The organism is Amycolatopsis sp. NPDC059027, assembly GCF_042739735.1.
Lineage (GTDB): Bacteria > Actinomycetota > Actinomycetes > Mycobacteriales > Pseudonocardiaceae > Amycolatopsis.
This window is the reverse complement of record NZ_JBHYIK010000008.1, coordinates 48,823-69,888: the sequence shown is the minus strand read 5'-3', so window position 1 is coordinate 69,888 and position 21,066 is coordinate 48,823. Positions and strand designations below refer to the sequence as shown.

Here is a 21,066-nt window from a genome sequence, read left to right as displayed (position 1 = left end):
CTCCGCGCGGGAGGGCCGCGGCACGGGGCCGGGGCCCACCCCCCAGCGGGGTGGCACCGGGCGACGGCGATCACCGGCAGGTGAACGGGCCCGCCTTGTCGAGCAGTTTCCCGTCGGTGCCGATGATCTCCCAGGAGTACGACTTTCCGGTGAGCACCAGCTTCATCACGCCGTGCTTCGAGAACGACTTCTCGACGCCTTCACGCGGTTTGATCTGGCTGTAGAGACTGTCCCCGCCGATGCCGACGACGGCGGAGCGGACGCCGTTGGCCTCGTCGACGTGGCCCGCCGAGTTCAGCGGCTTGATGCGCTCGTAGTGATGGTCGTGCCCGCCGAAGACCACGTCCGCCTTGGCCTTGACCATCTCGTCCCAGAGCGGCGCGACACTCTTGATGTCGCCGTACTGCCCGGAGTTGAAGCGCGGATGATGCCAGTAACCGCCGACGCACGCCTTGGTGTTCTTCGCGAGGTCCTGACGCAGCCACGCCACCTGGTCCCCGGAAATCCCGTCGGTCACCGGATCCGAGTCGAGCGCCACGAAGTGGAAGTCGCCGACGTCGAAGCTGTAGTACGGCTGCCCCTGTGGAGTGGCGATCGGGCCGAAGTACTGCTTGTACCCGTTGAGCTTGTCATACCACTCGTGGTTGCCCGGCGTGGGTTTGGTGATGTTCTTGAACTTGCCCCACGTCTTGTCGTAGTAGGACCGGAACTCGCTGATCGTCCCGCTGTCGTACTGGTTGTCGCCGACCGTCAGCACGTACTGCGGGTTGACGCCCGCCACCAGCTGCGCGGTTTTCTGGTGCTCGGACGGGAACTGGGCCTTGGCGATGTCCCCGGCGACCACCAGCGTGATGCCCCCGATACCGCCACCCGGCTGCGTGGCCGCCTTGGCCGGAGCACTCGGCGCGGACAGGTTGCCCGCCGCGTCGCGCGCCCGCACCGTGTAGGTGAACTCGGTGCCCGAAGCCAGTGAGGTGTCGGTGTAGCCGGTGGTCGCGGACTTGCCGACGACGTTCCCGTTGCGCAGCACCTCGTATTCGGTGACACCGACGTCGTCCTTGGCGGGTTCCCAGGCCAGCGTCACACTGTCCGAAGTGGACGATGCCGCCCTGAGCCCGGTCGGCGCGGTCGGCGGCAGGACGTCGCCGCCACCGGTGCGTGAACCGTAGACCTCCAGCTCCCACAGCGAATACCCGTAGGTGGTGGCACGGACGGTACCCTCGATCCGGACGTGCCGCGCCGACGCGTTCAGGCCGGTGATCTCGTCCGTGCCACCGTCTCCCCCGGTGATCGCCTTGACTTCACGCCAGGTCCGGCCGTCATCGGACGCTTGGATCCGGTAGTCCTTGGCGTAGGCGGCCTCCCAGTTCAGCTTGACCCTGGTGATCGCCGCCGGACCGCCGAGGTCGACGGCGATCCACTGTGGATCGGCACCCTCCACACTGGCCCACCGGGTGGTGGTGTCCCCGTCGACCGCGAGGTTCCCGGCGAACGTGGCGTTCTCGATCGACGAGGTCGTGGTGGGCTTGTTGGCGGACAGCAGGGATTCCGCCCGCGTCTCGGTGCCGGACGCGATCAGGGGCTGGACGAGCAGGGTGGCCGCCGCCAGCGCGACGACGCCCAGGACGGCTTTCTTCCGTTGCATACGCACTCCTCGACATGCCTGGATCGACGAAGACCGGCGCTGGGCGGCGTCGTGCGGCCGGCATCGGGTGAAGAGCGTGACCTAGTTTGTAAAGCAGACTTCCTAACTAACGCAGAGCGTAACGGGAGGTAAAGAGATCGTCAACAGATGAGGTCAGACGACGCGGACCCAACCGCCGCGCGCTTCGTCGTCGGTGCCGTACAGCACCTGATCACACGACGCGGAAAGGCAGGTCAGCGCCTCGATCTTGTGGCCGGGGAAGTCGCCGATCCTCGCCGGGGTCCCGGCGAGCGTGATCACGCCGTCCGCGCCGAGCGTCCCCGCCGCGTACACCGCCGAGTCGAACGGGCCGTCGTCCCCGGGGTCCGAGGCCGAGGAGACGAGAACCCGGTTGTCCTCGGTGATCTCGACGTCGGAGGCGTGCCGCACGTTGGCCGTGGGGTAGGGAACCCGGAACTCCACCGACGCCGGCTTCCCGAAGGACAGCGTGGCGAGGTCGAACGCGGCCGAGTAGAGCGTCGCCGGCCTGCTGTCCTGGCCCCGGTCGGCCCACACCGCGAACAGCTTGCCCGACACGGACTTCAGCGCGAACCCCTCGTAGTTGTCGCCCGATTTCCCCTTCGGCAACGGGAACGTCTTGAGCACCCGCGCGGTCAGCCCCTGCAGCTCGATGTGGAAACCCTTGCCCTTGCTGGCGAGCGCGACGTACTCCCCCGCGCGGCCGGGCACCGCCTCCACCGCTTCCAGGTCCACCGGGACCTCTCCGGACCAGGTGATCGCGTCCACCCCGGTCACCTTGCCGCCGGCGATCCGGACGCGTGCCGCCCGGTTCTCCCCGGACTTCTTGTTGTCCCGCACCACAAGTGCGTCGATGCTTCCCTGGCCTCGACTCAGGACCGCGACACCGCTGGCCCCCGAGGTCATCCCGTCGCCGATGGTCTCCCAGCCGTCCGCACGCGGCACGGCGTGGGCGGCCGGAGCGGGGACGACGACAGCTACGGCGATTGCGGAGAGAATTCCGAGACAAGTACGTTTCATGCCGGGTAACGTAGCCGATCGAACCGCGATGATCAATGAATGAATTCCTCACCGACCCGGGGCGGCCACTCGTCGGCGGAAAGGATTCCGGCCGTGTAGGCCCGCGCGATCATTTCCGCCCGATTGGCGGCTTTCAGCATCCGCATCAGCCGGGAACAATGGTATTCCACACCCCGGACGCTGAGCACGAGCCGAGCGGCGAGACCGCCGGTCGAGTGCCCCGCGGCGATGCCCGCCAGCACATCGGCGGCGAGCGGGCTCAACGCGGGACGGCCTGCCGGCTCCGCGGAAGAGTGCTCCCGCACGGACGAGGTCATGAACGCCTCCCCTTTCTTTTGTGCGAGCCGAGCCCTTCCAGGCTCCTCGAGAGCGGAACGGAAGAATACGGGAAAACCGGCGCCGAAAAGGGAATGCACACCGGCGCCGGTTCCGCTCAGGACCCGGACCGAATACCGCCGGATCCTGAGTGACTAGCCACTCGTCGTCACTTCGTGCCGCAGTACGGAGTCGGCGGATTCCGCGGGCGGCGACGACAGCTCGGGCCCTGGGGAACGGCCCGGCTGCCGCAGGAAACACGCCAGCAGCGCGGAGAACAGGCACATGCACCCGGCGAGGATCCACGCGCCGGTGTAGCCGACCCCGCTGACCACCCAGGCCGCGATCCCGCCGCCGCCGATGCCACCGACCAGCTTCGCGCTGTAGAGCAGGCCGTAGTTGGAGGCGTTGTTGTTCTCCCCGAAGTAGTCCGGCACCAACGCGGCGAACAGCGGGTAGAAGGCGCCGCCGCCGAAGCCGACGAGGAACGCGAACACCATGAACAGCGCGCCGTTGTGCGTGTTCCCGGCCCACAGCAGGCCGAACTGCGCGACGGCCGCGATCAGCAGCACGAGGATCAGGGTCTGCTTGCGGCCGATCCGGTCGGAGGCCCAGCCGACCGCCGCGCGCCCGGTGCCGTTCACGACCACCAGCACGCCCGCGGCGGAAGCGGCGACCAACGCCCCGAAGTCGCTCTTCTTGGCGAAATCGACCATGAAGTTGATGCCGAACAGCGAAACGACGCCGATGCACACCATGCACACCCACATCAGGGGGAGCATCCCGGTCTTGATCGCCTCCAGCGGCGTGTACTGCCGCATCGCGGGCGGGTTCTTCGCCAGGCCGGTGCCCTTCGCCCTGTTCCTGCTCCAGGCGACGGGGTCGACCTCGGCGGGCCACCAGCTCTTCGGCGGGTCCTTGAACAGGAAGCCGCACACGCCGACCACGACAACGATGTAAACAGCGATCAGATCGAGGATCGGTGTGTAGTTGTCCTTGGTGAGGAACGCGGCGAAGATCGCGAGGAAAGGCAGCGTGCCGTAGGCGAACCCGCCGTTCACGAACCCGGTGCGGGCACCCCGTTTCTCCGGATACCACTTGCCGACCATGTTGATGCAGGTGGCGTACACCAGCCCGACGCCGGCGCCACCCACCACGGAGTAGCCGAGGAAGGCGAGCACCAGGTTCCCGCTGTGCGCGATCGAGAACAGCCCGATCCCGCAGCACACCGCGCCGGCCAGCATCGCGGCGCGCGCCGAGACGATGTTCTTCTCCCGCAGCCGCCCGGCGGGGAAGGCCACGGCCGCCTGCAACGCCGCCCAGATGCCCGCCACCCAGAACGCTTCGGCGGTCGACCAGTGGTACTTCGCCTCGAGCGTCTCCTCGACCGCGCCGAAGCCGTACTCGAAGACACTCACCGCCATCATGGCGATCCAGGGCAGCCAGACCATCCACGCCCGCGACCTGCCCATGATGTCGTGGGGACTTTCCCCCACTCGGTATACTCGCCCGTTCTCGTCGGCTATCTCCTGATAGCCCGCTACTGCGGCCATAGGAATACTCTTTCGCGATGGATCTCGCACTCGGGAAAAGGTGCGGGAAAATGTGAATGCGGCTTCGTAAACCCGCTCCGGAAGGCCCTCGCGGTCACCCGGATTCGATGAGACGAACCTAGGGTTTTTGGCCCGTTCGGGTCAACGGTTCCCGGCAACCGGCCGCTTAACCCCCGTGCCCGCCCGCGCGACGGGGTTCGGTCCGGCCACTGTGGACGGAGCGGCCACGCACCTCGTCCCCGCACGGTCTGCCGGGCGGGAACGTGCATCGGTCAAGACTCCGCACAGCAAGGTTTTCCGGCCGCCTCGTGCCCACGGCGGCCGGTCGCACGAAGGGACGAACTCAGTGCGCCGAGTTCTCCACACTGCTCACCGGGTGCAACCGGGCGGCGAGATCCTTCCGGTCCGCGACATCGAGTTTCCGGTAGATGTTCCGCAGGTGGAACTCGACCGTGCGCGGTGACACGAAGAGCGTTTCCGCGATTTCACTGTTCCGCCGGCCGCGGACGGCGAGCTCGGCCACCCGGCATTCGGTCTCGGTGAGAATTTCCGTGCGTATTCCGGACAACACGGTACTGGGAATCGAACGCGCGCGACCGCCCGCGGATTTCAACAGGGACTTCGCTTCGCCGGCGAGCGCGGTGGCACCGCACGACGTACTGAGATTGAGCGCCCGGCGCGCGTACTTCCGCGCGCCTTCCTTGTCGTCCGCCGTCAGCAGCGACCGGGCGAGCGCGAATTCGGTGCGCGCGAGCTCCAGCCGTGCCGGGGACGCGGCCAGGATGCCGGCCGACTCCGCGAGCAGCTCCCTGCCACGGGCACCACCCGCCGCGATCCCGGCCGCGCGCAGAGCGATCCCGCGTGCTCGCGGCGTCCGCCACCGGCCGGCCGAGGCCAGCTCCTGCTCCGCCAGTTCCCTGGCGCGCTCGTGGTCGCCCAGCGCGGTCAGCACCTCGACCATGGCCGGGCGCCATCGCAGCGGTTCGGTCAAGGTGCCGGTGGATCGGCCGGCGAGGTTCAGGCCCGCTTCGAAGCAGGCGAGCGCGCTCCGCAGATCGCCGCGCGCCAGCCGGATCCTGCCCCGGACATCGAGGAAAACCGCCGAGACGAAGAGAAAACCGCTCGCCGGCTTCCCGTCGAACCGGCCGAGTGCAGCTTCGGCTTCGTCGATCTCACCGCGTTCGAGCAGCAGCTGTGCGTGCACGAGGTCCACAAAGGAACGAAGACGGGGAGCGTCCCGCCGGAACCGCTGCGCGGTGTCCGCGTCCACCGCGGCCCGCGCGAGGTCCCCGGTGCGGTGGCGCAACAGTGCCCGTGCGGTGAGTCCCTGCAGGTACATCCACGGATCGACGCGCCTGCTGTTGTCCACGAGCCGGGTCAGCGCCTCCTGCGCGCCGTCGACGTCGTCGGCGGCCAGGAGCACTCCCCCGGCGCACAGCTCGGTGAAGCCGACCGCGCCGGAATCGCCGCCCTTGAGCGCCTCGCGAGCCAAGGCGGCCGCTTCCGCCGCGGGCTCGCCCTGCTGGAGCGCGACCACCGCCAGCCCGGCCAGCAGGGACCGCTCGGCGTCGGTGTTCCCGGCCGGGCGTGCCAACGCCCGTGCCCGCCGCGCCGCGGAGTCCACTGTGGATTCATCCATGACGCTCGCCAGCAGCAGCGTGGCTTCGGCCGACGTCAGCAGTTCCCGCTGTGCCTCGTCCGGCTCGGACGGCAAGCTCGCCCGCAGCTGTTCGAGCGTTCCGGCGAGCAGGGGCACCGTTTCGGCGGCCCGCCCCGCGTGCACGCCGAGCCGCCCCGCCGTGATCCCGATCCGCGCGCGGCTCAGGGGGTCCCGGACCTCGGCCAGCGCCGACCGCGCCACCCGCAGTGCCTCCGCCGGATCGAGCCGGCTCAGCGGGCCGACGGAATCCAGCAGCAGCGGCAACCGGGACGTCCCGTCGTCGCCGGCGAGCGCGTGCCGCAGGTAGCGCAGCGCCGTCTCGGGGCGCCCGCGATCCAGTTCCAGCCCGGCGGCGCCACGCAGCACACCGGACATCCACCGTTCGATGCGCCCGGGGACGTGCACCAGCTGTTCGGCGACGTCGTCGTGGGGACGGCCCGCCTCGTTCAGCAAGCGCGCGGCCCTGGCGCGGCGCCGGATGCGCTCTTCCGGTGTCAGGCGGCCGAGTACGGCGGAGCGCAGGACGTCGTTCCCGAGATCGGCTGTCGCGCCGGAGACGAGTTCGAGTTCCCGCAGCACCCAGATCGCGCTGTCCACCACGCGCGGCGGCACCCCGCTCAGCACGGGGACCAGGTCGAGATTGCGGCCGCCGAGGATCGCCGCCGCGCGGGCGACCTCGAGGACGTGTTCGGGCTGCCCGTCGAGCCTGGCGACGATCATCGGCCCGACGACCTCGCCGCTCAGCTCCCCCACCCTGGACACTCCCGCCGCGTCGGGTGTCACGCCCTCCTCACGCAGCCTGCCGATCAGCCGCCACAGGGCGCGGGGATTCCCGCCGGACGCCTTGGCGCAGGCGGCGGTGAAAACGCTGTCAGGGTTGGCGGGCAAGGCTTCGCGCAGAATCTCGTGCACCTGCGGCGGGGTCAGCGGCGCCAGGTCGAGTACCGCGCAGCGCGGGTCCGCCGCGAGCCCGCCCATGCCCTCGGCCCCCGGTCCGGCACGGCCGGTCCGCCGGGCGAGCAGCACCAGCAGCGGCAGCCGGTCCGCGCGGCGCAGCAGGAAGTCCAGCCACCACATCGACGGCTCGTCGCACAGTTCGGCGTCATCGATGACGAGCGTCAGCGGCCGCTCGGCCAGCAGGCTCGCCGCGAGCCAGTACAGCCCCTGCAAAGCAGGGTATGCCTCGGCCAGCGTCGCGGATCCCGCGAACCCCTTCGGCGAGTAGAGGCCGGCCAGCGCGCGCCGCGCCACGTCGTCCCGGGAGCGATCGTTCCCGGCCAGCGCCCGGATCGGCTGGAACAACGCGCGGGCCACACCGAAATCCGAGACGTCGCCGAGTTCACCACAGTGGACGGTCAGCACCCGCGAACGCGCCCGCAACGCCGAAGCCGTCGCGTCGAGCAACCTTGTCTTGCCGATACCCGCCACCCCGCGCGCGACCACGATCCGCGCGGTGCCCGCGAAAGCCCGGTCGACCACCGGGGCGAGCGGGATCTGGCCTGCTTCCCTGCCGGGCACGGGGCTACCCGTCCATCCGGTAAATCGTTACTTCCTGCCACCATTCGCACTATACGGCGCCCCCGAGCGGTTGCCAATTGCCGCGCGATGACTACTCAGCGGAATCACCGTCCCCCATTCGCGCGTTAACTGCCACCGCAAGAAGGACGATGCCCAGGTCGATCCCACCGAACTCTGGTAACGAAGCGTGAAACATCCGGCTCCGCTCCCCTGTGGCCGCACCGGAAAAGTCACCCCGGCCGCGCGGGAACGCTGTCCGGCTACCGGTCAACGGGAACCCCTGAATGTCTTTCATTTCCTTGGGGCACCCGGGTTTCGGGAACACTATGAACGAAACCCCCGGGCGTCACCGCGGCCGTGGTAACTGGAGATGCTTTCACGGCATTCGGCGAGGGTCCGGGGTGCGGGTCCGGTGGGATGTGTGTTGTTCGCGGGGTTGTCGTGGCGGCTGGGAGTTCGCGCCGCGATCTGGATGTCGCGAACGCTCCGTCCGGGACGTTCATCGTCGTCAACGGCCCGTTCGCGACATCGGCGACGCTCTCGGCGTGGGCGGAAAAGTCCGAGGGACCCCCTGGGCGCATCCACCGCACCCAGGGACGCCCCTGTCGCATTCAACGCACCAAGGGACGCCCTTGTCGCACCCCGGGCCAGCGCACCGAAAGCGTCCCTCGGCACATCCGCAACCCCCACCACACCAGAGCCTTAATGCGAAACCCCCAATGCACCATTCACGATCCCGGCTCACGTTGAAAATTCAAACGTACACGCCGGACGGAAATCTCCGCGGAACCGCTACCGGCGGACCCGGCCCGCCTGCCGCACGCGCCTTTTGGCGGCGTCACGCCGGGCGAGTTCGGCCGTTCTGTCCAGCCACCGCTCCCGTCCCGCGTCACTCGACCCTTTCACCGGCCCGAACCGGGTCGTCCACACAGGACGGATCCCGCAGTACCGCAACGTCGCCGCCCGCAGCTGCTTCACGGCCGTGTCGCCCATCAGCCGCAGGTACCACCACGGTGAATCGGTCGTGAGCACGAGACGTCCGGTCCTGCCGTTCGGCAATCCGGCGGGCCTGCCGTCGGGCCGGATCTCGAAGGCCCGTCGCGGAAGCAGCACGGCTGCACGGCCGTCCTCGATCTTCTCGCGGGCGAGCACGACCACTCCGGCGAACTCGTCACCCCGGCCCCGACTGGCGGCCCGTGCCGCGCTACGCCCTCGACGGCATTCGGCGGGCGAGCGGTGACGGCGGGTCAGTCGTCCTGGCCGGACACGGCGAGCGCGGCGGGTAGCCCGGCCCGGCCCGCGACACCGAGCTTGCGGTACACCTTGGTCAGCTGCTTTTCGACGGCGCGCGTGCTCACCCGGAGCGCGTTCGCGATGTCCTGGTTCGTCGCGCCGCCGACGGCGTAGCGCGCGACTCTGGCTTCGGCGGCCGTCAGCTCCCACTCCGCCGAGGCGGCTGTGCTCGCCTGACCGCCCTGGGATTCGACGAGGTGGGCGGCCCCGCAGGATTCGGCCAGTTCCCGGCCTTCCCTCAGCAGTCCGGCCGCCTGCCGAGGACTTCCGTGTGCGGTGAGCGCCCGGCCGAGCCGCACCTTCGCGATGGCGAGTTCGACCTTGTTCTCCGACCGGCCGAGGACTTCGACGGCCTCCCGCAGCAACGCGACCGCGCGGTGACCGCCGAGGACGTCCGCCCGGACCCGCAGTGCGCGACCGAGCGGACCAGGCGCGCCCCAGGTGAGCACGGACCGGTGGTCCTCCGCCGCGATCGCCTTGGCCTGCCCGAGATCGCCCGCGCGCAGGCACAGTTCGGCGGTCATCGCCCGCCAGGGGAGAATCCCGTTGCCGTACCAGCATTCCCGGTCGAGCGCCCGGCCGCAGTCGAGCACGCGTTCGGCCGCACGCGCGAACTCCCCGCGTTCGGCCGCGAGCATCCCGTCGAACAGCCGCCAGAACGGCCGGGTGCACCGGGCCCGGTTCCGTTCGTACGCCGGGTCGAGCCGGTCGGTGGCCAGCCGGAGATCCCCGGTGCGGACGGCGGTCAGCGCCAGCGTCGCGGTGATCGGTTCGGCCGGCTCGTCGCCCGAAAGCTCCCACGCCTCGACCGCCGCCGCGCGGGCCGGGCCGAAATCGCCGGTGTGCAGGTGCACCAGCGCGCTCTGCGCGCACAGCCCGCGATACACGACCGGCGCGTTCCGCGCGTGGGCGCGCTTGAGCGCGGCCTCCAGCCACAGCGCGAGCCCGGCGGTCGCGTCCGCCGTGATCAGCACCGAAACCAGCAGCGGCAGCGCGGGGTGCGGGTGATCGGCGTCCGGCGGTTCGGCCGCCAGCAGCCGGTTCGCCAGTTCCGCCACCCGCGCGGCGGGCAGCGTCATCCGCTGGGCCGCCTCGTGGAGCAGGACCGCGGACAGTTCCCGTTCGGCACACGTCGAGGTGGCCGGTTCCCCGGCGAGCGCGGCGAACCGGCCGCCATGGCCGTGAGGCCGCAGGCGCGCCCCGAGGCGCAGCGCGAGATCGCGTTCGGCACCGGAAAGCCGGGCGGGAGCCCCGAGGTCTTCGGCGGCCTGACGCACCAGTGCGGCGACGGGTTCGGGCGCGGTCGCGGGTGCCAGCGGCGCGAACGGGAGCACGGCCGCGGCACGTCCGGCCGCGGTGGGCAGCATCGGGACGGCCTGCGCGAGATGGCGGACCGCCGCGCCGGCGTCGTACCGGCCTTCCACGGTGGCGAGGTCGACCAGCAGTTCCGCGCGTCCGGGGCCGTCCTGCGCGTGGTACCTCAGCGCGTGCCGCAGGAATTCCACCGCCCGCGCCGGACGGCCGTCGCGGGCCGCCGCCACCGCCGCGGCCCGCACCGCCTCGACCGCCCATGTCCCTTGTGGACGGTCGACCCCGAGCAGCAGACCGGCGATCCGCTCGGCGGGACACCCGTGGCGGTGCAGCGACCTCGCCGCGGCGAGGTGCAGTTCCTCGCGGTCCGCCATCGGCAGCAGTTCGTCGACGGCCGCGCGGACCGCGGGATGCGCGAACCGGGGCCCGGCGGGCGACGCAGTGAACACGCCGGCCAGCCGCAGCGCGCGTTCGGCGTTCCCGGCCTCGGTCGCGTCGAGCCCGGCCAGTCCGGCGAGCACGTCTCGCTCGACCGGGTCGCCGACGACGGCGACAGCGGTGGCCAGCTTCAGCGCCGCGGGCGGCAGCTGGCGCAGGAAGGACAGGAGCCGTTCGCGGAGCCTGCCCGGCAACGCCGATCGCACGACGTCGGCCGACGCGCCGCGTGGCGGTGTCCCGCCCGCTTCGAGCGCACGCAAGATCGCGGTGAGCACCATCGGGTTCCCCGCCGCGCGTTCGTGGCAGGCCAGGAGGAACTCGTCGTCCGCCTCGGCGAACACCGCCCTGACCAGCCGCGCGCTCCCCCGCGCGCTCAGCGGGCGCGGTGACAGCACCTCGCGTGCCGACGACGTCAGCCCGGCGAGGTGCCCCGGCCCGGCGTGGTGGTCGCCCTGGTGTGCCGCGACGGCGATCACCACCGGCAGGGTGGCGAGCCGGTCGGCCAGAAAACCGAGGCAGCGCAACGAGGGCAGGTCCGTCCACTGGAGATCGTCGACGAGGAGCAGCAGCGGGGTCCGCGCGGCCATGTTCGCCACCAGCGCCCGCAGTCCTTCGAACAGCGGGTGTTCCGCACGGTACCGGCGCACGCGGGCAGGGTCGTCGTCGAGCAGCGGACGCGCGGCGGCCGCCGCCGCGCCGAGCCAGGCCGCGCGGCGGGCGGGTTCGGCCGTGCGGACCGGGGCGTGGAACAGCTGCCGGACGACGCCGAACGCGAAGTCGCGCTCGAGCGGGGCCGCGGCAGCCCGCAGGACCCGTGCCCCGTCCGCGCTCGCCTGCTCCGCGAAAGCGTTCAACAGCACGGTTTTCCCGATGCCCAGCGGGCCGGAGACCACGACGAGGCCACCGGCGCCGCGACGCGCCGATCGCAGTACCGACGTCATGGCGGCCAGTTCCGCCGCGCGCTCCACCAGCACTGTGCTCCTCTCCGCCCTCGTCCACGGCGACCGCCGCAGCGCCACGTAGTGCATACAGTATACCTAAGCCAGTCGACAGTTCTGACTTTGGTGACACCGTGTTCTTCTGTGGATTCCCACAGTTACTTTCGGGTGCTGCCTTGTTACGTTCTCCCGGCGCGACCCCGCCGGTCGCGGTGAAACTCCCCGGTGACGGCGCCCGGGGGAAAGCGGCCTGCGCCCGGGTTGGCGGCGACCCCGGGCGCAGGCCCCCTATTTCCCGGCGTGCCGCCCCCTGTCTTCGCGGGGGAGCCGCCGCGTGAACCCCTCGTTACCACTGGGCGGCCGCCACCCGGCTTTGTGGCAGATCTGGAGCGAACGGGCCTCCAGCCGGTGTGGCCTGGGCCGCTTTTTGGATGGTTCCTCCAAAAGCGGGGCCACGGCATGCGTCATAGCTGACATTGGTGTACCCGCCGGTAAGAGAGCACTGTGTAGGAAGGTGCAGGCGACGCTCCGGAACCCGGAGGCGTCGCCTTCTGTGCGTACTTGGGAGGCTCTGTCGGTGTTCAGTCGTGTCGCCATCGTGAACCGCGGGGAGGCCGCGATGCGGCTCATCCACGCAGTCCGGGATCTCTCCGCGGAGACCGGGACGCGGATCGAGACCGTGGCTTTGTACACCGACGCGGACCGGACGGCGACGTTCGTGCGCGAAGCGGATCTCGCCTACTCGCTCGGCCCCGCCTCGGCGCGGCCGTACCTCGACTACCAGGTCCTGGAGCGCGCGCTGGTCGAGACCGGCGCCGACGCGGCCTGGGTCGGCTGGGGCTTCGTCGCCGAGGACCCGGTTTTCGCCGAACTGTGCGAAAAACTCGGGGTCACCTTCGTCGGGCCGAGCGCCGAGGCGATGCGCAAGCTCGGGGACAAGATCGGCGCGAAGCTGATCGCCGAGGAGGTCGGCGTCCCGGTGGCGCCGTGGAGCCGCGGTGAGGTGGCGAGCCTCGACGAGGCGCTCGAAGCCGGCGCGAAGATCGGCTACCCGCTGATGCTCAAGGCGACCGCGGGCGGTGGCGGGCGCGGCATCCGCAAGGTCACCTCCGCCGGCGACCTCGCCGACGCCTACGAGCGCACCAGCCAGGAGGCGCTGCGCGCGTTCGGCTCCGGCGTCGTGTTCCTGGAGCGCCTGGTCACCGGCGCCCGGCACGTCGAGGTCCAGGTGATCTCCGACGGCGAGACGGCGTGGGCGCTCGGCGTCCGCGACTGCTCGGTGCAGCGGCGCAACCAGAAGATCATCGAGGAGTCCGCGTCGCCGGTGCTCGCGCCGGAACAGGCCGCGGAGCTGAAGGCGTCGGCCGAGCGGCTCGCCGTCGCGGTCGGCTACCGGGGCGCCTGTACGGTCGAGTTCCTGTATCACCCCGGCGAGAAGCTGTTCGCCTTCCTCGAAGTCAACACCCGGCTCCAGGTGGAACACCCGATCACCGAGATCACCACCGGCACCGACCTGGTCAAGGCACAGCTGCACGTCGCGAACGGCGGCAAGCTGGAAGGCCCGCAGCCCGCCGAAGCCGGGCACGCGGTCGAGGCGCGGCTCAACGCCGAGGACCCGGACCGCGACTTCGCCCCCTCCCCCGGCCGCATCGCGCGCCTCGTCCTGCCCGCGGGTCCGGGCATCCGCGTCGACACCGGGGTCAGCGAGGGCGACACCATCCCGGCCGACTTCGACTCGATGATCGCCAAGATCATCGCCTACGGCCGTGACCGTGACGAGGCACTGGCCCGGCTGCGCCGGGCGATGGCCGAAACCACCGTGATCATCGAGGGCGGCGCGACCAACAAGAGCTTCGTGCTCGACCTGCTCGACCGGCCCGAGGTCATCGACGGAAGCGCCGACACCGGCTGGATCGACCGCGTCCGCGCCGACGGCGACCTGGTCACGCACCGGCACTCGGCGATCGCGCTGGCCGCGGCCGCGATCGAGGCCTACCAGGACGAGGAGGACGTCGCCCGGCAGCGGCTGCTGGCCACCGCGCACGGCGGACGTCCCCAGGTGCAGCACGAAAGCGGCCGCCCGCTCGATCTGAAACTCCGCGGCGTGGCCTACCGCGTCAGCGTCGCGCGCGTGGGGCGGAAGCGTTTCCGCGTCGGCGTCAGCGGCGGCGGGGACTTCCAGCCCGCCGACGTCGAGATAGAGCGGTTCGACCAGCACAGCGGGCAGATCACCGTCAACGGCACGCGGTTCCGTCTCGTCACCGGGACACACGGGCCGATCCACCTCGTCGAGGTCGACGGCGTCACGCACCGGGTCAGTCGTGACGAGGGTGGCGTCGTCCGCTCCCCCGCTCCCGCACTCGTCGTCGCGACGCCGCTTTCGGTGGGTGACGAGGTCGAATCCGGGGCACCGATCCTGGTGCTGGAAAGCATGAAGATGGAGACGGTGCTGCGCGCGCCGTTCCGCGCCCGCGTGCGGGAATGCCCGGTTTCGGTCGGCAGCCAGGTCGAGACCGGCGCGCCGCTGATGCGCCTGGAACCGCTCGCCGACGGGGACACCACCGACGAGTCCACTGAGGACGGTTCCGTCGCCGAGGTCGACCTGCCTCTCCTGCGGATGAGCACCTCGGCCGCCGAGCGGGCCGCCCGCGGCCTGCAGGATCTCCGGGGCCAGCTGCTCGGCTTCGACGTCGACCCGCGAACGCTGTCGGACTACCTGGCCGCGCGTGCCGAACTCGCCGACCCCGAACAGCTTCTGGACGGTGAGCTCGGCCTGCTGTCGGTGTTCGCGGAGCTGTCCGAGCTGACCCGGAACAAGCCCGCCGGTGAGGACATCGAGCCGAACACGCCGGTGCACAGCCCCCGCGAGTACTTCCACACCTATCTGCAGAGCCTCGACGTCGAGCGTGCCGGGCTGCCGGAGAAGTTCCAGGCGCGGCTGCGCCAGGTGCTCGGCCAGTACGGGGTGACCGATCTCGAGCGGACGCCGGAGCTGGAGGAGGCGGTCTTCCGGATCTTCCTCGCCCAGCAGCGCGCGTCCTCGGACGTGGCCGTCGTTTCCGCGTTGCTGCGTCAGTGGATCACCGAGGCACCGCCCGCGGACCCGCTGCGGGAGCCCGCCGGGCTCGCGCTGGAGCGGCTGGTGGCGGCCACGCAGGTGCGCTTCCCCGCGGTGTCCGACCTGGCACGCGGCATCGTGTTCCGCTGGTTCGCCCAGCCGCTGCTGCGCCGCACCCGCGCCCGCGTCTATGCCGAGGTCCGCAGGCACCTGCGCCACCTCGACCAGCACCCGGACGCGCCGGACCGCGGCGAGCGGATCGCCAAGATGGTACGCAGCACCGAGCCGCTGGTGCGGGTGCTCGGGCAACGGCTCAACCGCGACCATCTGGACAACGCGGTCATGCTGGAGGTGCTGACCCGCCGGTACTACGGCAACAAGGGCCTCACCGCCGTGCGCACCAAGCAGGACGCCGGCTACACGTTCGTGGTCGCCGAGCGCGCCGGCTCGTGTGTGGTCTCCGCCGCGGTGGCCTTCGAGGCGCTGGGCAGCGCGCTCGGCGGGCTCGCGGAGCTGGCGGGTGAGAACGGCACCGTCGACGCCGACATCTACCTCGCCTGGGAGGACCAGCCGGAGGACTTCGACGCGATGGCCGCCGCGCTGCAGGAGGTCATCGGCGCGCACCCGCTGCCGGGCCAGGTGCGCCGGCTCACCACCACCGTCGCGGGCAGCGGCGGCGCGGTGATGCACCACCACTTCACGTTCCGCCCGGCGACGGACGGAACGACGACCGGGATGACCGAGGACCGGCTGATCCGCGGCCTGCACCCCTACATCGCGGAGCGCATGCAGCTGGAGCGGCTGAGCAAGTTCGACCTCACCCGGCTGCCGTCCTCGGACGAGGAGATCTACCTCTTCCGGTGCGTCGCGCGGGAGAATCCCACCGACGACCGCCTCGTCGCCTTCGCGCAGGTGCGCGACCTGACCGAGCTGCGCGAGCACGACGGCAGGCTGGTCGCGCTGCCCACGGCCGAGGACGCCATCACCACCTGCCTCGACTCGATCCGGCGCGCCCAGGCGCGGCGTCCGTCGAAGAAACGCTTCAGCACCAACCGGATCGTGGTCTACGTCTGGCCGCCGAGCAGCCTGACCCGCGCCGAGCTGGAGATGATCGCCGGGCGCGTGCTGCCGACGACCGCGGGTGCCGGCCTCGAGGAGATCCTGTTCATCGCGCGGCAGCGCGACGAGAGGACGGGCGAGCTGAAGAAGGTCGCCGTGCGCGTCTCGTTCGACGCGACCGGCGGCGCCGTGCTGACCGTCGGCGAGCCGTCGGTCGAGCCGGTCGAGCCGCTCGACGACTACCGGCAGAAGGTGTTGCGCGCGAGCGCCAGGAACACGGTGTACCCGTACGAGCTGACCTCGATGCTCGCCGGGAACCAGGGCGGCTTCGTCGAGCACGACCTGGAGAACGGCGTCCTGGTCCCGGTCGACCGGCCGCGCGGGCACAACAAGGCGGCGATCGTCGCCGGGGTGGTCAGCACGCCGACCCGGCGGTACCCCGAAGGCGTGACCCGCGTGGTGCTGCTGGGCGACCCGACGAAGTCGCTGGGCGCGCTGTCCGAACCGGAGTGCTCCCGCGTCATCGCGGCGCTGGACCTCGCCGAGCGGATGCGGGTCCCGCTGGAGTGGTTCGCGCTGTCCTCCGGCGCGCGGATCTCCATGGACTCCGGCACCGAGAACATGGACTGGGTCGCGGCGGCGCTCAAGCGGATCGTCGAGTTCACCCAGGCGGGCGGCGAGATCAACGTCGTCGTCTCCGGCATCAACGTCGGTGCCCAGCCGTACTGGAACGCCGAGGCCACGATGCTCATGCACACCAAGGGAATCCTGGTGATGACGCCGGATTCGGCGATGGTGCTGACCGGCAAGCAGGCGCTGGACTTCTCCGGCGGCGTCTCCGCCGAGGACAACTTCGGCATCGGTGGTTACGACCGGGTGATGGGGCCGAACGGGCAGGCGCAGTACTGGGCGCCGAACCTCGGCGCGGCACGCGACGTGCTGATGTCGCACTACGACCACACCTACGTCGTTCCCGGTGAGGCGGCGCCACGGCGCGCTACCACGGCGGACCCGTTCGACCGGGACGTCTCGGTGTTCCCGCACGCGGTCGTCGGCAGCGACTTCACGACGGTCGGCCAGATCTTCTCGGCCGAGCACAACCCGGACCGCAAGAAGCCGTTCGACATCCGGACCGTGATGCGCGCACTGTCCGATCAGGACCATCCGGTACTGGAACGCTGGGCGGGCATGGCGGACGCGGACACCGCCGCGGTGCAGGACGTCCATATTGGAGGGTGGCCGGTCTGCCTGCTGGGCATCGAATCGCGGTCGGTGCCCCGCCGCGGTTTCCCGCCCACCGACGGGCCTGACGCGTTCACCGCGGGCACGTTGTTCCCGCGCTCGTCGAAGAAGGCGGCGCGCGCGATCAACGCGGCCAGCGGGAACCGGCCGCTGGTGGTGCTGGCGAACCTGTCCGGCTTCGACGGCTCGCCGGAGTCGCTGCGCAAACTGCAGCTGGAGTACGGCGCGGAGATCGGCCGCGCGATCGTGAACTTCGAAGGTCCGATCGTGTTCACCGTGATCTCGCGGTACCACGGCGGTGCGTTCGTGGTCTTCTCGAAGACGCTGAACCCGAACATGACGGTGCTGGCGCTGGAAGGCTCGTTCGCCTCGGTGCTCGGCGGTGCCCCGGCGGCGGCCGTGGTGTTCACCCACGACGTCAACACCCGCACGGCGAACGACCCGCGGGTGGTCGCGCTGCAGAGCCGGGTCGAGGAGGCCAGTGGCGCCGAACGGGCGGCGCTGACCGCGGAACTGGCCGAGACGCAGTCCTCGGTGCGCGCGGAGAAACTGGGCGAGGTGGCCGCGGAGTTCGACCGCGTGCACAGCATCCAGCGTGCCGTCGAGGTCGGCTCGGTCGACGCGATCATCAGCGCCGCCGAGCTGCGCCCGCGCATCATCGAGGCCATCGACCACGGCATGAAGCAGTAAGCCGGAACGCTTCCGTTCCCGAGGCGGCCCATGCGCCCCAATGTGGCGTTCGGTGCGTCCAACGCACCCAATGCCACATTGGGGCGCTCGGCCGCGATGATCAGTGGACGGAGTGGAGCAGGTCGAGGACTTCCGGGGCGGTGGGCAGGCGCGGGGAGTTCTTCGTGACGGCGTCGGCGACGGCCGCCTCGGCGATCGCCGGGAGCAGATCGCGGGAGGCGCCGAGGTCCCGCAGCGGGCGTTTGATCTCGATCGTCCCCGAAATCTCCCGCACGGCTTCGACGGCGGCGAGCGGTCCACTGTCCACAAAAGACACACCCATCGCCCGTGCGGCGGTTTCGTAGGCGAGCGCGGCCGCTGAAGCGCTGAAGGTCATGACCTCCTCCAGCACCGCGGCCAGTGCGACGCCGTGTGGTGTCCCGGTGTGTGCCGTGAGCGCGTGCCCGATGCCGTGCACCAGGCCAAGTCCCGACACCGTCAGCGCGCGACCCGCGAGGTGCGCGCCGAGCATCAGCTGGGATCGCGCCTCGAGATCGGCACCGTCCCGGTACGCCGCCGGCAGCCATTGGCTCACCAGCGAAACCGCCTGCGTCGCGTAGGCCGCCGATATCGGGTTCGCGCCCCGCGAGGCCAGCGATTCGATGCCGTGCACCAGTGCGTCCAGACCCGTCGCGGCCGTGACCGGCGCGGGCAGGCCGAGGGTCAGTTCCGGGTCGAGCACGGCGATCTTCGGCTTCACCGACGAATGTCCGATGTAGACTTTCCGGCGGGCACAGACGTCCTCGACGACGCCGAAGCCGTTGGTTTCCGCGCCGGTCCCGGACGTCGTCGGCACGGCCACGATCGGCAGTCCGTCCGAAGCGGACCACAACGCGTCCGCGTCCGCCGCGACGGCGTCCGGATTCCCCGCCAGCAGGGAGATCCCCTTCGCCGCGTCGAGTGCCGAACCGCCGCCGAGCGCTACCACCGCGGCGTTCCCGAAGCGCCGCAACCGCGCGGCACCACGGTCCAGCTCCACAGTGGACGGATTGGGCCCGATGTCCTCGTGGACCACGTACTCCAAGTCCGCCAGCACCCGTTCCACCCTGCCGACGATCCCCGCCGCCCGCAGCCCGCGGTCGGTGACGACGAAGACCCGGTCATGGCCCAGCGCGGCCACGAACTCCGGCAGCTCGGCCAGCACACCGGGGCCGAACTCCAGCCGCCCGGACGGCTCCACGCTCAGCCGCATGACCACCCCGCCGAACCCGCCCCTAGATCCGCCATCGCGCCACCGCCTCCTCGTCGAGTTCGACACCGAGCCCCGGCTCCGCCGGAACCTCCAGCTCACCGGCCGCGTTGACCATCAGCGGCTCGGCGAGCATGAAATCGCGCCGTTCGGGGGTCCAGCCGGGCGGGTCGTACGGGAACTCGAAGTACGGTCCCCCGCCGACGCCCGCCGCGACGTGCAGATTGGCGAGCATGCCGATGCCGTTGGTCCAGCTGTGCGGCGTGAACGCGCGGTGCTTGAGCCGCGCCAGCTCGGCCAGTGTCCGCGCGCGGTGCATGCCGACCGCGAGCACGACGTCCATCTGGTAGACGTCGAGCACGTCGTGTTCGAGATACCGCAGCAGTTCGGGCAGCGAGTGCTGCATCTCCCCCGCCGCGATCCGGAGGCCGGGATTCTCCGCACGCAGCGTACGGAAACCGTCGACATCCTCGTACGGCAAGGGTTCTTCGACCCAGAAGACGTCCAATTCGGACAGTCGGCGCACCAGCCCTCTGGTCTTGGCCAGATCCGAGGCCGCCGCGGTGTCCCCTGCCATCCGCCAGGACTGGTTGAGGTCGGCCATGATCACGAAGTCCGGGCCGAGCGCGTTCCGCACCGCCGCCACCGCGGCGACGCCTTCGGCCACCTGGTCGCGGTCGATCCGGATCTTCGTCGCCCGGAAACCGGCCTCCCTCGCCCGCAACGCCGACTCGACACGGGCCTCGGGTGATTTCAGCTCGGCGGACGAAGCGTACGCGGGCAGCGCGCGGGCGGCGTTTCCGAACAGGACCGAAACCGGAAGCCCGGCGACCTTGCCGATGATGTCCCACAGCGCCGCCTCCAGCGGCCAGTAGCGGCCACCGTGGAAGTTGGCGGTCTCGATGGCCTTGACGTGCCGGACGATGGCGAGCGGGTCTTCCCCGACGAAGAGATGCCGGACCTGCTCGAACCCGGCCATCGTGTCCCCGGAGCCGATCCCGGTGACACCTTCGTCGGTGTGGACCCGCACGATCGTCGCGTCGAAACGCGTGCGGGGCTCGGGATCCCACGCCGCGAGCAGGGGCGGGTCGAGTTCGAGCCGCAGCCGGTCGAGCGTGATGTCGACGATCTTCACAGGGCCGAACCTAGAAATCCGCCGGACGCCGGGGCAAGGCCCGCGGGCACATCGCAACGCGCGTTGCGCTGCCGCCAACTCGCTACGCTGCGGCCATGACGGTTCCGCGAGCGGGCGAGGAGGCCCGCCACCCGGGGCACGGTCTGCGCCGCGACCTCGACCTGCTCGAAGCGCTCGCCTCCGCCGAGGCCCAGCGAGCGGGCGGGCTGGGCGTGGTCCGGCTCGCCCGGCTGACCGGCCGGGAGAAGAGCCAGGTCTCCCGTGCGCTCAAGGCACTCGCCGAAGAAGGCGTCGTCGAACGCGATCCGGACACCCTGGAGTACCGGCTGGGCTGGCGGTTGTTCTCCCTGGTCGCGCGGACCGCGGAGGACCGGTTGCTCCGCGCGGCCGAGCCGGTGCTGCACGCGCTTTCGGCGGATCTCGAAGAAACCAGCCACCTGTGTGTCCTGCGGGACCAGGAAGTGCTGACGCTGCTTTCGGTTTCGGGACACTCGTTCCGCGTGCCCGGCTGGGAAGGCAGGCGCGTACCCGCGCACCGCACCTCGGCCGGGCGGGTGCTGCTGCTCGACGCCAGCCCCGACGAGCTGTACGTCCGATTTCCCCGGCTGGGGGAGAACTCCGCACTGTCCGAAGTGCACTCTCTGCCACAGCTGTGGGCGAAGATCCAGGAGTGCCGCCGCGACGGCTACGCCCGCGTGCGGGAGGAGTTCGAAGCAGGCCTGGTCGGCGTTTCGGCCCCGGTGCGCGATTTCCGCGGCCGGGTGGTGGCGGCGCTCAACATCTCCGCTCCGGCGCAGCGGCTGGGACACCGGCTCGACGAGGCGGGCGAGGTGACCGCCGCCGCGGCGGCGAAGGTGTCCGCCCACCTCGGCTGGGACGCCCCTCGACCGCCCGCCACACCCCCGACCTGAAGGTCCGTGAATGCCACATCGAGGGATTCTGAGT

The 21,066-nt window shown here is 70.8% G+C and carries 11 protein-coding genes; 2 read left to right on the top strand and 9 right to left on the bottom strand.

From position 1 onward, the window contains the following. Positions 1 to 70: 70 nt before the first annotated feature. The 7 genes from ACFWY9_RS07835 to ACFWY9_RS07805 all read right to left on the bottom strand — a co-directional run bounded on the left by ACFWY9_RS07835 (position 71) and on the right by ACFWY9_RS07805 (position 11,799). Positions 71 to 1,645 carry a discoidin domain-containing protein gene (locus ACFWY9_RS07835; protein ID WP_378329751.1) on the bottom strand — a complete coding sequence of 525 codons (1,575 nt, stop codon included), beginning with the start codon at positions 1,643 to 1,645 and terminating at the stop codon, positions 71 to 73. A 153-nt stretch (positions 1,646 to 1,798) separates the two neighbouring features. After that, complete coding sequence (locus tag ACFWY9_RS07830) at positions 1,799 to 2,683, bottom strand: hypothetical protein (RefSeq protein WP_378329750.1); 885 nt, start codon at positions 2,681 to 2,683, stop codon at positions 1,799 to 1,801. A gap of 32 nt (positions 2,684 to 2,715) precedes the next feature. Then, positions 2,716 to 3,000 carry a LuxR C-terminal-related transcriptional regulator gene (locus tag ACFWY9_RS07825; RefSeq protein WP_378329749.1) on the bottom strand — a complete coding sequence of 95 codons (285 nt, stop codon included), beginning with the start codon at positions 2,998 to 3,000 and terminating at the stop codon, positions 2,716 to 2,718. Positions 3,001 to 3,153: 153 nt separating this feature from the next. Beyond that, a complete protein-coding gene (locus ACFWY9_RS07820) occupies positions 3,154 to 4,470 on the bottom strand; it encodes an OFA family MFS transporter (protein WP_378338449.1) in 1,317 nt (438 codons plus the stop codon). Positions 4,471 to 4,894: 424 nt separating this feature from the next. Then, positions 4,895 to 7,729, bottom strand: a complete 2,835-nt coding sequence (locus ACFWY9_RS07815; protein ID WP_378329747.1) for a LuxR C-terminal-related transcriptional regulator — start codon at positions 7,727 to 7,729, stop codon at positions 4,895 to 4,897. Between the two features lie 792 nt (positions 7,730 to 8,521). Then, complete coding sequence (locus tag ACFWY9_RS07810; RefSeq protein WP_378329746.1) at positions 8,522 to 8,881, bottom strand: hypothetical protein; 360 nt, start codon at positions 8,879 to 8,881, stop codon at positions 8,522 to 8,524. Positions 8,882 to 8,976: 95 nt separating this feature from the next. Further along, a complete protein-coding gene (locus ACFWY9_RS07805; RefSeq protein ID WP_378338448.1) occupies positions 8,977 to 11,799 on the bottom strand; it encodes an ATP-binding protein in 2,823 nt (940 codons plus the stop codon). Positions 11,800 to 12,286: 487 nt separating this feature from the next. On the opposite strand from ACFWY9_RS07805, the gene ACFWY9_RS07800 reads away from it, so the two are divergent. After that, a complete protein-coding gene (locus ACFWY9_RS07800) occupies positions 12,287 to 17,758 on the top strand; it encodes a biotin carboxylase N-terminal domain-containing protein (RefSeq protein ID WP_378338447.1) in 5,472 nt (1,823 codons plus the stop codon). A gap of 100 nt (positions 17,759 to 17,858) precedes the next feature. Here ACFWY9_RS07800 and ACFWY9_RS07795 read toward each other — a convergent pair whose 3' ends face one another. Together ACFWY9_RS07795 and ACFWY9_RS07790 are read right to left on the bottom strand one after the other, a co-directional pair. Continuing rightward, entirely contained in the window at positions 17,859 to 18,989 is a 1,131-nt protein-coding gene (locus ACFWY9_RS07795; protein WP_378338446.1) for an iron-containing alcohol dehydrogenase family protein, read from the bottom strand. A gap of 22 nt (positions 18,990 to 19,011) precedes the next feature. Further along, the gene (locus ACFWY9_RS07790; RefSeq protein ID WP_378338445.1) at positions 19,012 to 20,121 is read right to left on the bottom strand and encodes a mandelate racemase/muconate lactonizing enzyme family protein; all 1,110 of its coding nucleotides are present in this window, start codon (positions 20,119 to 20,121) and stop codon (positions 19,012 to 19,014) included. 95 nt (positions 20,122 to 20,216) lie between these two features. Here ACFWY9_RS07790 and ACFWY9_RS07785 point away from each other — a divergent pair, with 95 nt between their 5' ends. Further along, entirely contained in the window at positions 20,217 to 21,032 is an 816-nt protein-coding gene (locus tag ACFWY9_RS07785; RefSeq protein WP_378331543.1) for an IclR family transcriptional regulator, read from the top strand. The last annotated feature ends 34 nt before the right edge of the window (positions 21,033 to 21,066 follow it).

Bases quoted from the DNA above. Each gene is read 5' to 3' on its own strand.
- ACFWY9_RS07835 (WP_378329751.1), bottom strand. From the start codon at position 1,645: ATGCAACGGAAGAAAGCCGTCCTGGGCGTCGTCGCGCTGGCGGCGGCC.
- ACFWY9_RS07805 (WP_378338448.1), bottom strand. From the start codon at position 11,799: ATGCACTACGTGGCGCTGCGGCGGTCGCCGTGGACGAGGGCGGAGAGG.
- ACFWY9_RS07820 (WP_378338449.1), bottom strand. From the start codon at position 4,470: ATGGGCAGGTCGCGGGCGTGGATGGTCTGGCTGCCCTGGATCGCCATG.
- ACFWY9_RS07795 (WP_378338446.1), bottom strand. From the start codon at position 18,989: ATGCGGCTGAGCGTGGAGCCGTCCGGGCGGCTGGAGTTCGGCCCCGGT.
- ACFWY9_RS07830 (WP_378329750.1), bottom strand. From the start codon at position 2,683: ATGAAACGTACTTGTCTCGGAATTCTCTCCGCAATCGCCGTAGCTGTC.
- ACFWY9_RS07825 (WP_378329749.1), bottom strand. From the start codon at position 3,000: ATGACCTCGTCCGTGCGGGAGCACTCTTCCGCGGAGCCGGCAGGCCGT.
- ACFWY9_RS07785 (WP_378331543.1), top strand. From the start codon at position 20,217: ATGACGGTTCCGCGAGCGGGCGAGGAGGCCCGCCACCCGGGGCACGGT.